The 12,664-nt window shown below is 70.2% G+C and carries 15 protein-coding genes; 8 read left to right on the top strand and 7 right to left on the bottom strand.

Annotated features, from left to right (window positions below; translation table 11 throughout):
- Nucleotides 1-4 precede the first annotated feature (4 nt).
- Complete coding sequence (gene bagB / locus F1734_RS04400; RefSeq protein WP_010595008.1) at nt 5-1,144, bottom strand: ATPase BagB; 1,140 nt, start codon at nt 1,142-1,144, stop codon at nt 5-7.
- Complete coding sequence (gene bagA / locus F1734_RS04405) at nt 1,141-2,154, bottom strand: ATPase BagA (RefSeq protein ID WP_040273682.1); 1,014 nt, start codon at nt 2,152-2,154, stop codon at nt 1,141-1,143. Before bagA ends, bagB begins: the two co-directional genes overlap by 4 nt.
- A gap of 42 nt (nt 2,155-2,196) precedes the next feature.
- On the opposite strand from bagA, the gene F1734_RS04410 reads away from it, so the two are divergent.
- From F1734_RS04410 to F1734_RS04420, 3 genes are read left to right on the top strand one after another with little or no spacing between them, the layout of a single operon-like run.
- Nucleotides 2,197-2,361, top strand: a complete 165-nt coding sequence (locus F1734_RS04410) for a Sp36 family protein (RefSeq protein ID WP_006945567.1) — start codon at nt 2,197-2,199, stop codon at nt 2,359-2,361.
- Between the two features lie 5 nt (nt 2,362-2,366).
- Entirely contained in the window at nt 2,367-2,846 is a 480-nt protein-coding gene (locus tag F1734_RS04415; protein WP_010595010.1) for a RidA family protein, read from the top strand.
- A gap of 59 nt (nt 2,847-2,905) precedes the next feature.
- Entirely contained in the window at nt 2,906-3,694 is a 789-nt protein-coding gene (locus tag F1734_RS04420) for an MBL fold metallo-hydrolase (RefSeq protein WP_010595011.1), read from the top strand.
- 65 nt (nt 3,695-3,759) lie between these two features.
- Here F1734_RS04420 and F1734_RS04425 read toward each other — a convergent pair whose 3' ends face one another.
- Both F1734_RS04425 and F1734_RS04430 read right to left on the bottom strand, forming a co-directional pair.
- Nucleotides 3,760-4,434: a Crp/Fnr family transcriptional regulator gene (locus F1734_RS04425; RefSeq protein WP_003935274.1), complete on the bottom strand. Its 675-nt coding sequence runs from the start codon at nt 4,432-4,434 to the stop codon at nt 3,760-3,762.
- 243 nt (nt 4,435-4,677) lie between these two features.
- Entirely contained in the window at nt 4,678-4,947 is a 270-nt protein-coding gene (locus F1734_RS04430; RefSeq protein WP_026137871.1) for a hypothetical protein, read from the bottom strand.
- A 72-nt stretch (nt 4,948-5,019) separates the two neighbouring features.
- Between F1734_RS04430 and nth the strand changes: the two genes are divergently transcribed.
- The 4 genes from nth to F1734_RS04450 are packed head-to-tail and all read left to right on the top strand — an operon-like array spanning nt 5,020 to nt 8,357.
- Entirely contained in the window at nt 5,020-5,814 is a 795-nt protein-coding gene (nth, locus tag F1734_RS04435) for an endonuclease III (RefSeq protein WP_026137872.1), read from the top strand.
- A 37-nt stretch (nt 5,815-5,851) separates the two neighbouring features.
- On the top strand, nt 5,852-6,475 hold the full coding sequence (locus F1734_RS04440) for a TlpA family protein disulfide reductase (protein WP_010595014.1): 624 nt from the start codon (nt 5,852-5,854) through the stop codon (nt 6,473-6,475).
- Nucleotides 6,472-7,170, top strand: coding sequence for an NUDIX hydrolase (locus tag F1734_RS04445; RefSeq protein WP_017681220.1), 699 nt, complete (start codon nt 6,472-6,474; stop codon nt 7,168-7,170). Before F1734_RS04440 ends, F1734_RS04445 begins: the two co-directional genes overlap by 4 nt.
- Nucleotides 7,167-8,357, top strand: a complete 1,191-nt coding sequence (locus tag F1734_RS04450; protein ID WP_010595016.1) for a MarP family serine protease — start codon at nt 7,167-7,169, stop codon at nt 8,355-8,357. Before F1734_RS04445 ends, F1734_RS04450 begins: the two co-directional genes overlap by 4 nt.
- Nucleotides 8,358-8,369: 12 nt before the next feature.
- On the opposite strand, the gene F1734_RS04455 is transcribed toward F1734_RS04450, so the two are convergent.
- From F1734_RS04455 to nhaA, 3 genes are read right to left on the bottom strand one after another with little or no spacing between them, the layout of a single operon-like run.
- On the bottom strand, nt 8,370-9,302 hold the full coding sequence (locus tag F1734_RS04455) for an alpha/beta fold hydrolase (RefSeq protein ID WP_026137873.1): 933 nt from the start codon (nt 9,300-9,302) through the stop codon (nt 8,370-8,372).
- 20 nt (nt 9,303-9,322) lie between these two features.
- Nucleotides 9,323-9,823: a phage holin family protein gene (locus F1734_RS04460; RefSeq protein ID WP_203011387.1), complete on the bottom strand. Its 501-nt coding sequence runs from the start codon at nt 9,821-9,823 to the stop codon at nt 9,323-9,325.
- Nucleotides 9,820-11,037 (bottom strand): Na+/H+ antiporter NhaA, encoded by a 1,218-nt coding sequence (gene nhaA / locus F1734_RS04465; protein ID WP_010595018.1) that lies wholly within the window; start codon nt 11,035-11,037, stop codon nt 9,820-9,822. Before nhaA ends, F1734_RS04460 begins: the two co-directional genes overlap by 4 nt.
- A gap of 195 nt (nt 11,038-11,232) precedes the next feature.
- On the opposite strand from nhaA, the gene F1734_RS04470 reads away from it, so the two are divergent.
- A complete protein-coding gene (locus F1734_RS04470; RefSeq protein ID WP_203011388.1) occupies nt 11,233-12,606 on the top strand; it encodes an MFS transporter in 1,374 nt (457 codons plus the stop codon).
- Nucleotides 12,607-12,664 lie beyond the last annotated feature (58 nt).

The following is a 12,664-nucleotide window of genomic DNA, read 5'->3' on the forward strand; positions in this document are numbered from 1 at the left end:
GAGGTCATGCCTCGCGGGTCATCTGATCGGCCACGGCGCGCAGTGCCTCGAGATCCGAGACCTCGAAGGGCAGCGACGGTACGCCGACGACCGGCACCCGCGGATGCGCACTCGTGAATCGAGCCAGCAGCCGCAGCTCCCGCTTCGCCGTCACCGCCCGGTGCGCGTGGACCCGCAGCACGGCCTCGGCCGGCGCGTTCTCCTTCCGGCCCTGCTCCTCGAGCAGATCCGCCGCAGTCAGGGCGTGGTCGGCCGGTAGCGAGGACAGTGTCGGATGCGTGCGGTTGAGGATCAGCCCCGCGAGCGGCATGCGGTCCTCGGACAACCGCTCGACGAAGAACGATGCTTCCCGCAGCGCGTCCGGTTCGGCCGCCGCGACCACCATGAAGTGGGTGCCCGGCTGCTGCAGCAACTGGTAGGTGCGGTTCGCCCGCTCCCGGAACCCGCCGAACATCGAATCCAGGGACTGCACGAAAGCGGATGCGTCCGAAAGCATCTGGCTACCGACGATCGTCGAGACCGCTTTCAGGGCCAGGCCCATGGCGCCCGTCACCAACCGTCCCAGCCCCCGCCCCGGCGCGGTGAACATGCGGATCATCCGGCCGTCCAGGAACGCGCCGAGCCGCTGCGGTGCATCGAGGAAGTCCAGCGCATTGCGCGACGGCGGGGTGTCGACCACGATCAGATCCCAGGCGTCGCTCGCCGCGAGCTGCCCGAGCTTCTCCATCGCCATGTACTCCTGAGTGCCGGAGAACGACGAGGCCACGGTCTGATAGAACGGGTTGTCGAGGATCTGCTGCGCCTTTTCCGGTGTCGAGTGCTCGAGCACCATGTCGTCGAAGGTGCGGCGCATGTTCAGCATCATCGCGTGCAGCTCGCCCTTCGCGCCCGGCCCCAGCTGCACGAGCTGCGGACTGTTGTCGAGGGCCTGCACACCCAGCGCCTGAGCCAGCCGCCGGGCCGGATCGATCGTCAGCACCACGACGTTGCGGCCCTGCTCTGCGGCCCGCAGCGCCAGCGCCGCAGCGGTCGTGGTCTTGCCGACCCCGCCCGCGCCGGTGCACACGATGATGCGCGACGAGGGGTCGGCGAGGATGGACCGGACGTCGAGCGGCGGCGCATGGTGCGCCCGCGGCGCGGTCACCGCACACCCTGTTCGCCGAGCTGCTCCGCGAGCTCGTACAGCCCGCCGAGATCCACGCCGTCCGCCAGCGCGGGCAGATGCATTCGTGCCACGTTCACCTCGTCGAGTTGGGCGGCGCTGATCTGCTGCGCCTGCAGGGTGGATGCATGCTCGATCGTCTCGGTCAGCAGACCCGCGAAGTTCGCTTCGTCGAGCGCGACCCCCGCCCGGTCGAGTCCCTCGCGTACCGCGGCCGCATCGATCCGGCCGGCCGCCGCCTCGTCCACCATCTCCTCGGGCAGGAAGTCGGGTGCGGTCCGGTTGACGATCACGGTACCCAGCCGCAGGTCCGCCGCGAGCAGCTCGCTCACCGCGTCGGAGGTTTCCTGCACCGGGAGCGCCTCGAGCAGCGTGACCAGGTGGACCATGGTCTCGTCGGAGTGCAGCAGCCGCACGACCCCCTCGCTCTGGGAGCGGATCGGACCCGACTTCGCGAGGTCGGCCATCGCCTTGGTCACGTCGAGGAAGCTACCGATGCGGCCCGTGGGCGGGGAGTCCACCACGACCACGTCGTACACGGGTTCGCCGGTGCGGTCGGTGCGCACCACGGTCTCCTTGATCTTGCCGGTCAGGATCACGTCCCGCAGACCCGGCGCCAGCGTGGTCGCGAACTCGATGGCACCGATCCGGCGCATCGCCCGCCCCGCGAACCCGAGGTTGTAGAACATGTCCAGGTACTCGAGAAAGGCCGTCTCGATGTCGATGGCCAGGGCGTACACGGCGCCGCCGCTGTCCGTCGTGGCGATCTTGGTTTCGACCGGCGGCAGCGGCGGCACGTCGAACAGCTGGGCGATGCCCTGCCGTCCCTCCACCTCCACCAGGAGCACCTTGCGGCCCCCGGCCGCCAGCGCGAGGGCCAGCGCCCCCGCGACGGTCGACTTACCGGTGCCACCCTTGCCCGAGACGAAGTGCAGCCGCGCCTGCGCGGCCTTCGCCGGCCAGACGTCGTGTTCAGCAGTCGTTGATGCCACGACGTCGAGCCTATAAGTCCGGTGCGCATATAGGGTCGAGACATGAGCGAATTGACAACGTGGGAGTACGCGACGGTGCCCCTGCTGACCCATGCCACGAAGCAGATCCTGGACACGTGGGGGGCCGACGGCTGGGAACTCGTCTCGGTGCTTCCGGGACCCACCGGTGAGCAGCACGTCGCGTACCTCAAGCGCCCGAAGGGCTGACGGGCGTGGCAACAGGGGATTCCGCCGGGCAGAGCTGGACGGCACGGCTCGCCGAACTGGGCCTGAGCCTGCCGCCGGTGGCGGCGCCCGTCGCCGCGTACGTTCCCGCCGTCCGCACCGGTGACCACGTCTACACCTCCGGCCAGCTGCCGTTCGTCGACGGCGCGCTGGGCCTCGTCGGAAAGGTGGGCGCCGAGGTCGCGGCCGAGGACGCGAAGGCCGCGGCGCGCATCGCCGCGCTCAATGCGCTGGCCGCGGTGGACGACCTCGTCGGCATCGACAACCTCGTCCGCATCGTCAAGGTCGTGGGCTTCGTCGCATCGGCGGAGGGTTTCACCGGTCAGCCGGGTGTGATCAACGGCGCATCCGAACTCCTCGGCGAGGTGTTCGGGGAGGCGGGCGTGCACGCCCGGTCCGCCGTCGGCGTGGCCGAGCTGCCGCTCGGCGCACCCGTCGAGGTCGAGATCGTCGCCGAGGTGCGCTGACGGATGCGGGGTGGACCGGATCTAGAGTGGGACGCACCCCACATGGAGGAGGCCGGATCGTGACGCTGGTTCACCCCGCGTACGCACAGTTGCGGCAGGTCACCGCCAACGCCGCGGTGGTGCTGGCCGAGAACCCGTCGATGATGACGCTCGACGGCACCAACACGTGGATCCTGCGGGCCCCCGGCAGCGACGAATGCGTCGTGGTCGATCCGGGCCCGCTCGACGAGGCGCACCTCGCCCGCGTCGCGCGCGTTCCCGTGGCCTTGACGCTGGTCAGCCATCGGCACGGCGACCACACCGACGGCGCCGGCCGGTTCGCCGAACTCACCGGCACCCCGGTACGGGCCGTGGATGCCCGGCACCGGCACGGCGGGGGAGCGGGCCTGGCCGACGGCGAGACGATCGAGGCGGCCGGGCTGCGGATCCGGGTGCTCGCAACGCCGGGCCACACCGCGGACTCGTTGTCCTTCGTCGTCGAGGACGACCGCAGCGTGCTCACCGCCGACACCATCCTCGGCCGGGGCACCACCGTTCTCGACGACTCCGACGGCGACCTCGGGGACTACCTCGGGTCGCTCCGCCGGCTGATCGACCTGGGCGGCGGCTACACCGTTCTGCCCGGTCACGGACCGGATCTGCCCGACCTGGAGACCGTCGCCCGCGGCTATCTCGCCCATCGGGAGGAGCGGCTCGACCAGGTGCGGGCCGCGTTGCGAGTGCTCGGGGACGACGCCACGCCGCGATCCGTCGTCGAGCACGTGTACGCCGATGTGGACCCGTCGCTGTGGCCGGTCGCGGAGAAGTCGGTCAACGTCCAGCTCGAGTACCTGCGCAGTTTCGCCTGACCTGGGACGACCCGAGGCCGGTGCATCGACGATGCACCGGCCTCGGGTCGTTCGGAAGGGTGGGCCTACCGCGCGCGGCGGGCGAGGCGCTCCGAGTCGGAGATGAGCACGCTCTTGCCCTCGAGCCGCAGCCAGCCGCGGTGGGCGAAGTCGGCGAGCGCCTTGTTCACGGTTTCGCGGGAGGCGCCGACGAGCTGTGCGATCTCCTCCTGGGTCAGGTCGTGCGTGACGCGCAGCGCGCCCGCCTCCTGGGTGCCGAACCGCTGCGCGAGCTGCAGCAGAGCCTTCGCGACGCGACCGGGCACGTCGGTGAAGATCAGGTCGGCCAGGTTGTTGTTGGTGCGGCGCAGGCGGCGCGCGAGCACGCGCAGCAGCTGCTCGGCGATCTCCGGGCGCTGATCGATCCAGGCCTTGAGCGCGTCGCGGTCCATGCTCACGGCGCGGACCTCGGTCACGGTCGTCGCGGTGGAGGTGCGCGGGCCCGGGTCGAAGATCGACAGCTCACCGAACATGTCGGACGGACCCATGATGGTCAGCAGGTTCTCGCGCCCATCCGGGGAACGGCGGCCGAGCTTCACCTTGCCGGAGACGATGATGTACAGGCGGTCGCCCGGCTCACCCTCGTTGAAGATGACATGTCCGCGGGGGAAATCGACCGGCTGAAGCTCTTTGACCAGCGCCGCAACCGCCGAGGGTTCGACTCCTTGGAAGATGCCTGCTCTGGCCAGGACGTCGTCCACGTGCGCTCCTTTGAGGGTAATTCTCGTCGTCATGCTGCCGGGTCCGCACGACGTCCACGGGCGCCCGGACAGGCCACCTGCAACGCGTACGGAATCGAAGTCTACTGTGCGCGCCCTCGGCACGAGTGATTGACACCACGACAACCGTCGTGCCGTTCCCGCGGCAGCGCCCACGCATTCTACCGATGCGTCCCGGAATCAGCTCGCGCGGAATCAGCTCGCGCGGAATCAGCTCGCGCGGCATCAGCTCGCGCGGCGCTCCCCTATGTCGGACTCCGCGTCGTCGAACTCCATGACGAGGACCCGCCGCCGGCGGCGGTGGAACCGGGCGAGAGCGTGGGGGAATCCCTCCCTGGCCAGGGTGGCGACGTCGTCGTGGCTCGCCTTGTCGAGGAACTCCTCGACCTCCTGCTGGCGAACGGACAGACGGCTCAGCCGGGACTCGACCCGCTCCATCGCCAATGCGAACAGCATGAGCAGGACGGGGAAGAGCACGACAGCAAGAGCTTGCATACCGGGAAGTAAACACAAGAAAGGTCTCAGATGCGACACAGCGCCGAATCCGCGACGGGCCGGGTACGTACAGTGGAGCAGGTGCATGCGACCCCGTCCGAGAGTCCCGACGTGCGCCGACGACGCGCGTCCGGAGGCGAGCGCCCACCCGAGAGTCGGCTCGCCCTCGTGCGCCGGGCGCGTCGCATGAACCGGCGGCTCGCCGAGGCGTTTCCCCACGTGTACTGCGAACTCGACTTCACCACGCCACTCGAGCTGGCGGTCGCCACGATCCTGTCCGCCCAGTGCACGGATGTGCGGGTCAACCAGGTGACCCCGGCACTGTTCGCCCGCTACCCGGATGCCCGCGCCTACGCCGAGGCCGACCGCGCCGAGCTCGAGGAGTACATCCGGTCCACCGGCTTCTACCGCAACAAGGCCAACTCCCTGATCGGGCTCGGCCAGGCCCTGCTCGAGCGGTTCGACGGCGAGGTGCCACGCCGGCTCGAGGATCTCGTCACACTTCCCGGATTCGGGCGCAAGACCGCCAACGTCGTCCTCGGCAACGCGTTCGGCGTTCCCGGCATCACCGTCGACACCCACTTCCAGCGCCTCGTGCACCGCTGGAAGTGGACCGGGGAGACCGACCCGGTCAAGATCGAACACGCCGTCGGTGCGCTCGTCGAACGCAAGGAATGGACCCTGCTCTCGCATCGGGTGATCTTCCACGGCCGGCGCGTGTGCCACGCCCGCAAACCCGCCTGCGGCATCTGCGTACTGGCCAAGGACTGCCCGTCCTACGGCATCGGACCGACCGACCCCGTGACCGCCGCCGCGCTGGTGAAGGGACCGGAGACCGAGCACCTGCTCGAACTGGCCGGACGGTGACCCGGTGCAACTGACCCGCGCAGGCCGCTGGAGCCTGGTGGCACTCGTCGTCGTGGTGGCGCTGATCGTCGCGATCTGGCCCCGCGACACCGACGATCCGGCACCGCCCGTCGACGGTGCCCGGCCGGCCGCGGCGCCGGTGGACCGCCGGGCCCAGGACACCCCCGAGGCCCTCGCGCCGCTGCGTGCCGCGGCGGCGCTCGAGGCCTGCCCGGCCCCGGCCGGGAACGGAGCGGGGCCGCTTGCGGGGCTGCGGTTCGAGTGTCTCGGCGACGGCAGCAGCGTCGACCTGGCGGCCGCGCTCGCGGGACGGCCCGCCCTGGTGAACCTGTGGGCGTGGTGGTGCGGGCCGTGCGCCGAAGAACTGCCCTACCTGCAGGAGTACGCGCAGCGTGCCGGGGATGCGGTCACGGTCGTCACCGTCCACACCGATCCCAACGAGGCCAACGCCCTGTCCCGGCTCGCGGAGTACGCCGTGCAGCTGCCGGGGGTGCAGGACGGGTCCGCGCGGGCGCAGGCCGCGGTGCAGTCGCCGCCGGTGCTGCCGGTGACGGTGCTGCTGCGGCCCGACGGTTCGGTCGCCAAGGTGCTGCCCCAGCCGTTCCGCAGCGCCGACGAGGTCGCCGCCGCCGTGGAGTACCACCTGGGAGTGAAGGTATGACGCCGTACTGGCTGCGCCACGTGTCCACCGTCCTGCCGAGCGATCCGCACCGGGTCAACCCCGTGCTCGACCGCCGGGCTCCGAGCGGGGTTCCCGTTCGTCCCGCGGCCGTGCTCGTACTGTTCGGCGGCTCGCCCGAACCCGATCCCCTGGCCCGGGGCGGACTGCCCGCCGACGCGGACGTCCTGCTCACCCAGCGGGCGCCGACGATGCGTCAGCACAGCGGACAGGTCGCGTTCCCCGGTGGTGCCGCCGACCCGGAGGACGACGGCCCGGTCGCGACCGCGCTGCGCGAGGCGCAGGAGGAGACAGGCCTCGACCCCGCGGGTGTCCGCCCGCTGACGGTGCTGCCGGAGATCTTCATCCCGCCGTCCGGGTTCGACGTCACCCCGGTGGTGGCCTTCTGGGAGAAGCCCACTCCCATCGGGGTGGTCGACCCCCGCGAGGCGGTCCGGGTGGTCCGGGTGTCCCTGCACGACCTGCTCGACCCGGACAATCGCTTCCAGATCCGGCACGAGCGGGGCTACCAGGGACCGGCGTTCCTGGTGGAGGACATGCTCGTGTGGGGATTCACCGCGGGGATCCTCGCAGGCCTGTTCGCGGTGTCGGGCTGGGAGATCGAGTGGGACCACAGCGACATCCGTGACTTCGACGTCACGCTCGCCGAGCTCGAGACAGGGGTGGTCGAACCGTGACGCCGTCCGGATGGATCGATCTGCTCATCCTGCTGGTCGTGCTCGTGGCCGCGTCGTCCGGCCTGCGGCAGGGCGCGGTGGCGTCCGCGCTGGCGTTCCTCGGCGTGGTGCTCGGCGCGGTCGCCGGCATCCTGATCGCCCCGCACGTGCTCGTGCACGTCGAGGAGGGACGGATGCGGATCCTCGCCGGGATCGCGCTCATCGTCGTCCTCGTCATCATCGGCGAGGTCGCGGGCATGGTGCTCGGCCGGGCGGCCCGGAGCAACATGCACAGCCCCGTCGCGCGGGGCGTCGACAGCGTGGTCGGGGCCGGCCTGCAGGCCGTGGCGGTGCTGGTGGCGGCATGGCTGCTCGCCATTCCGCTCACCGCCTCGTCCCAGCCGGAGATCTCCGCGGCCGTGCGCGGGTCCCGGGTGCTGAGCACGGTCGACGTGCTGGCCCCGGACTGGTTGCGCGGGGTCCCGAAGGAGTTCTCTGCGCTGCTCGACACCTCGGGCCTGCCGGACGTCATCGGCCCGTTCGGACGCACCCCGGTCGCCGAGGTGGAGCCACCGGACCCGAGTGTGCTCGCCAGTCCCGTCGCGCTCGACCTGCACCCGAGTGTGCTGCGCATCAACGGCATCGCGCCGACCTGCCAGCGCGCGCTCGAGGGCTCAGGGTTCGTCGTCGCGCCCGAACGCGTCATGACCAACGCCCACGTCGTCGCCGGCACGTCGGCAGTGTCGGTGCAGACGCTGGGCGGGGCGCTCGACGCCGAGGTCGTGCTGTTCGATCCCGCGGTCGACGTCGCGATCCTCTCGGTGCCGGGACTCGACGTGGCACCGCTCGAATTCGCCCCGGCCCCGGCCGACTCGGGGCAGGACGCCCTCGTCCTGGGCTATCCCGGCGGCGGCCCCTACACGGCGAGTGCCGCGCGCATCCGGGAGACGCTCGACCTGCAGGGACCGGACATCTACCGCTCGGGCACCGTCGAGCGAGAGGTGTACACCGTCCGCGGGTCCATCCGGCAGGGCAACTCCGGCGGTCCGCTCGTCGACGAGCAGGGCCGGGTCCTGGGTGTCGTGTTCGGGGCGGCCGTGGACAACAGCGATACCGGATTCGTGCTGACCGCGGCGGAGGTCAGCAGTCAGCTGGCACTGGCCGACGATTCGTTCGCAGCGGTGGCGACGGGGACCTGCATCGCCTGAATCCCGGGGCTCCTAGAGCCCGGCGGCGAAGTCGAGCAGCGCGGCGGTCACGTCGTCGGCACGCTCCTGATGGGCGTAGTGCCCGGCGTCGTCGATCATGAGCAACTTCCGGCCGGGAGCGTGACGGACGCACCGGCGCACGGTCGCCGGCACGACGTACGGGTCCCGCGCGCCGTGCAGTTGCAGGACCGGCAGCGTCAGCGTCTTGTCCATCGCCGCCATGAACCGTCGCCCGTCCGGCCGCCACTGGCTGCGGAAGGCCCAGCGCTGGTACTCGAGCGTGCAGTGTGCGGTGCCGGGAATGCGGATGGCCGAGCGCATCCGCTCGGCGACCTCCCGGAATTCGTCCGACTGCTGCCACCGTGCGCCCGCGCGGGCCCGCAGCAGTCGTTCGATCTCCCAGCCGTCGTCGCGCACGAGCTTGCGTTCGGGCCGCCACGGCACCTGGTAGGCGAGGAACGTGGGCAGCAGCGCCGCCCGCTGCGCCCGGTCGTGCAGCGTCGCGTCCCGCAGTGAGATCGGATGCGGCGAGTCCACGAGGGCGATCGCCCGGACGAGCCGCGGGTGCAGCACGGCCGTCGCCCAGCACACCAGCCCGCCGTCGGCGTGCCCGACCAGCGTCGCCTCCGAGCAGCCCAGGGCGCGGATGAGTCCTGCGACGTCGCCCGAGAGGGTCCAGCCGTCGTAGCCGCGCGGGGGCTTGTCGGAGTCGCCGTAGCCGCGCAGATCGACGGCGACGGCGCGGTAGCCGGCGTCCGCGAAGGCGGTGAGCTGGTGCCGCCACGACCACCACAGGTCGGCGAACCCGTGCAGGAACAGCGCCAGCGGTGCGTCGGGGCCGGACGGGCCGGCTTCGACGGCGTGCAGACGGATGCCGTTGGCGTGGATGTCGCGGTGCGTCCACGGCCCGGGGAACCGGACCGTGGACGGGTCGGGGAGGGACACGGTGCCCTGCACGTGGAGGATCAGCGCGCGTGCCGGGGACCCGCTGCCGGCACCGCGTCGTGCTGCTGCGGCAGGACGGTACGAGCCTGCCTGAGCGAGTCGATGGTCTTCTCCGGGGCGCGCAGTTTGCGCACCCGCAGGTACCCGATCAGGGCGAAGATCGCCGTGACCACGACCATGATGAGGAAGACGATCAGGAACGCCAGCCAGCGGGGCGTCCAGATGTCGATCAGTTCGGCGAGGAAGAAGAAGAAGAAGAACGAACTGAACACCAGGACCGCGAAGGCCAGGATGAAGAACAGACTGCCCTGCAGGCCCTTCTTCACCTCGCCGGTGACCTCGGCCTTGGCGAGTTCGACCTCGGCGCGGAACAGCGTCGAGACCTGTGCTGTGGCGTCGCGGACCAGGTCCCCGATGCTCGCTTCCTGAGGAGTGCGGGCGCGCACCTCGGTCAGCGGAATGGACGAGATGCTCGTCGGTACCCCGTCACCCTGCTTCCGGTTCCCGTTCGTCACGCTCACTTGTCGACCCCTCCAGTTGATTCGTATTGCCTACGGTGGGCTCGCCCACGCCGTAACAGTAGCGTCGATCCCAGCAGCGAGGCGATCAGTGACGTGACGAGGACCGACGCCTTCGCGATCTCCGCGGGCGCCCCGCCGTCGATTCCGGCGAGCGAGAGGTCGGCGATGAGCAGGCTCACGGTGAATCCGATGCCGCCGAGTACGGCGAGGGCCAGCAGGTCCGGCCATGCCAGGCCGGCGGGCCTGGTGGCCACGCCTGTCCGGATCGCGAGCCAGGATGCGCCGAAGATGCCGACCGTCTTGCCGATCAGCAGGCCCAGCAGAACGGACAGGCCCACCGGACTGGTGAACACATCGGCGAGGACCTCGCCGTCGATGGGAACGCCGGAGGCGAACAGCGCGAACAGAGGCACACACAGGCCGGCGGACCAGGGTTGGAGGTCGTGGGCGAGCCGCTCGGCCGGTGCCCGCCGCTCACCCGGGTCGGCGCGGACGCGGGTGAGCAGACCCAGCACGACGCCCGCGATGGTGGCGTGGATGCCGGCCTCGTGCATGCCGTACCAGGTGAGCAGCGCGAGCGGGACGTACAGCCACGGGGTCGTGATCCGCCGGTGCTGGGCGTACCAGTAGGCGGCGGCGCACGCGACGGTCCCGAGCAGCCACAGCGCCGCGATGGACGTGGTGAACAGGACGGCAATCAGTGCGATGCCGATGAGATCGTCGACGACGGCGAGGCTGAGCAGGAAGACACGCGCGCCGGTGGGGATGCGGGAACCGGTGAGGGCGAGAACTCCGAGGGCGAAGGCGATGTCGGTGGCGACGGGGATCGCCCAGCCGCGGTCCATGCCCGGCGTGCCCCACCCGACGGTGGCGGCGATGAGTGCCGGCAGCAGCACGCCGCCGCAGGCCGCGATGACCGGCAGCAGGGCCTTCTTGCGGTCTGCAAGTTCACCGATCACGAGTTCGCGTTTGAGTTCGAGTCCGGCGACGAAGAAGAACACGGCGAGCAGGCCGTCCTGTGCCCAGGTGCCTACGGTGAGATGCAGGTGCAGCGCCTCCGGCCCGACGGTGAAGTCGCGCAGCCTCTCGTAGGCGGGTCCGAGCGGGGAGTTGACCCACAGGACGGCGACGGCGGCGGCGACGAGGAGGATCGCGCCACCGACGGTCTCGGTGCGTAGATACCGAGTGAGTTCCGAGCGCAGTGGCTGATTCACGAAGGCCTTTCGATCGACGAATCCGCGGGGCGATGGGGCTGCCGCCGACCAGGATTCCCAGCGCACCCAGCGACGAATCGTATCCCCGTCCGTCCGGTCGGCGGATGTCCGATTTGATTCGTTCCGGAAAGGAGGTGTTCACTTTCCTAGAAGCTGGGATCGTTTCCCATCATGTGAATCTCTGGAGCTGGTTTCGTGAGCACTTCCCTCGACAACACCGCCGACCGAGACGGATCGCTGGTCGCGGGAGTACCGCGCAGCCGCATCATCGTCGCGAGCACCGTCGGCACCTCGATCGAGTTCTACGACTTCTACATCTATGCGACCGCCGCCGTCTCGGTGTTCCCGCACCTGTTCTTCCCGAAGGGCAACGGCACCACCGCTCTGCTCGCCTCGCTCGCGACGTTCGGTCTCGCGTTCGTCGCCCGTCCGGTCGGCTCGATCCTGTTCGGTCACTTCGGCGATCGCATCGGCCGCAAAGCCACCCTCGTCGGTTCGCTGCTGACCATGGGCGTCGCGACCTTCCTCATCGGAATCCTGCCCACGTACCACCAGGTGGGTCTGCTGGCCCCGGCGCTGCTCGCACTCATGCGCTTCTGTCAGGGCCTCGGCCTCGGGGGCGAATGGAGCGGCGCGGCACTGCTGGCCACCGAAACCGCCGAGAAGGGCAAGCGGGCGTGGGCCGCCATGTGGCCACAGCTGGGTGCGCCGATCGGGTTCTTCCTGGCCAACGGCCTGTTCCTGATCATCACCCTGTTCCTGAACCACAACAACGCCGAGCCCGACCTGGACAGCGCGTTCCTGACGTGGGGCTGGCGGATCCCGTTCCTGCTCAGCGCGGTGATGGTGATCATCGGCCTCTACGTGCGGCTCAAGCTGGAGGAGACGCCGGTGTTCGCCCGCGCCGTCGCCGAGGGCAAGAAGGTCAAGACCCCGCTGGCCGAGGTCTTCCGGACCAGCTGGCGTCAGCTGATCATCGGCACATTCGTGATGCTCGCGACGTACACCCTCTTCTACATCATGACGACCTGGGTGCTCAGCCACGGCACCGGGAAGACCCCCGCGCAAGGCGGTACCGGCGCCGGGTTCCAGTACTCGGACTTCCTGGTGCTGCAGCTGGTCGCGGTGCTGTTCTTCGCGGCCGCCATTCCGGTGTCCGGCCGGCTCGCCGACCGTTACGGTCGCCGCATCACCCTGCTCGTCGTCACCGGGATCATCATGGCGTTCGGCCTGACCTTCGGGATCCTGCTCGACCCGGAGGGCATGGGCGAACCGCGCATGCTGCTGTTCCTCGTCGTCGGCATGATCCTGATGGGCTTCACCTTCGGTCCCATGAGCGCCGTGCTGCCCGAGCTGTTCCCCACCAACGTGCGCTACACCGGGTCGGGCATCGCCTACAACGTGTCGAGCATCCTCGGCGCCGCCGTCGCCCCGTTCATCGCGACGTGGCTCGCCACGACCTACGGGGTCGGCTGGGTGGGTGTGTATCTCCTGGCCGCGGCCGCACTCACCTTCGTCGCGCTGCTCGTGATGCACGAGACCAAGGATCGCCGGCTGGACGAGGTGTAGGCCGCTCCGCGGCCGGTGTGCCCTTTGGGCTGTTGGGGCCGCCCAAAGGGCACACCGG

It is taken from the genome of Rhodococcus ruber (genome assembly GCF_016804345.1).
GTDB classification, from domain to species: domain Bacteria; phylum Actinomycetota; class Actinomycetes; order Mycobacteriales; family Mycobacteriaceae; genus Rhodococcus; species Rhodococcus ruber.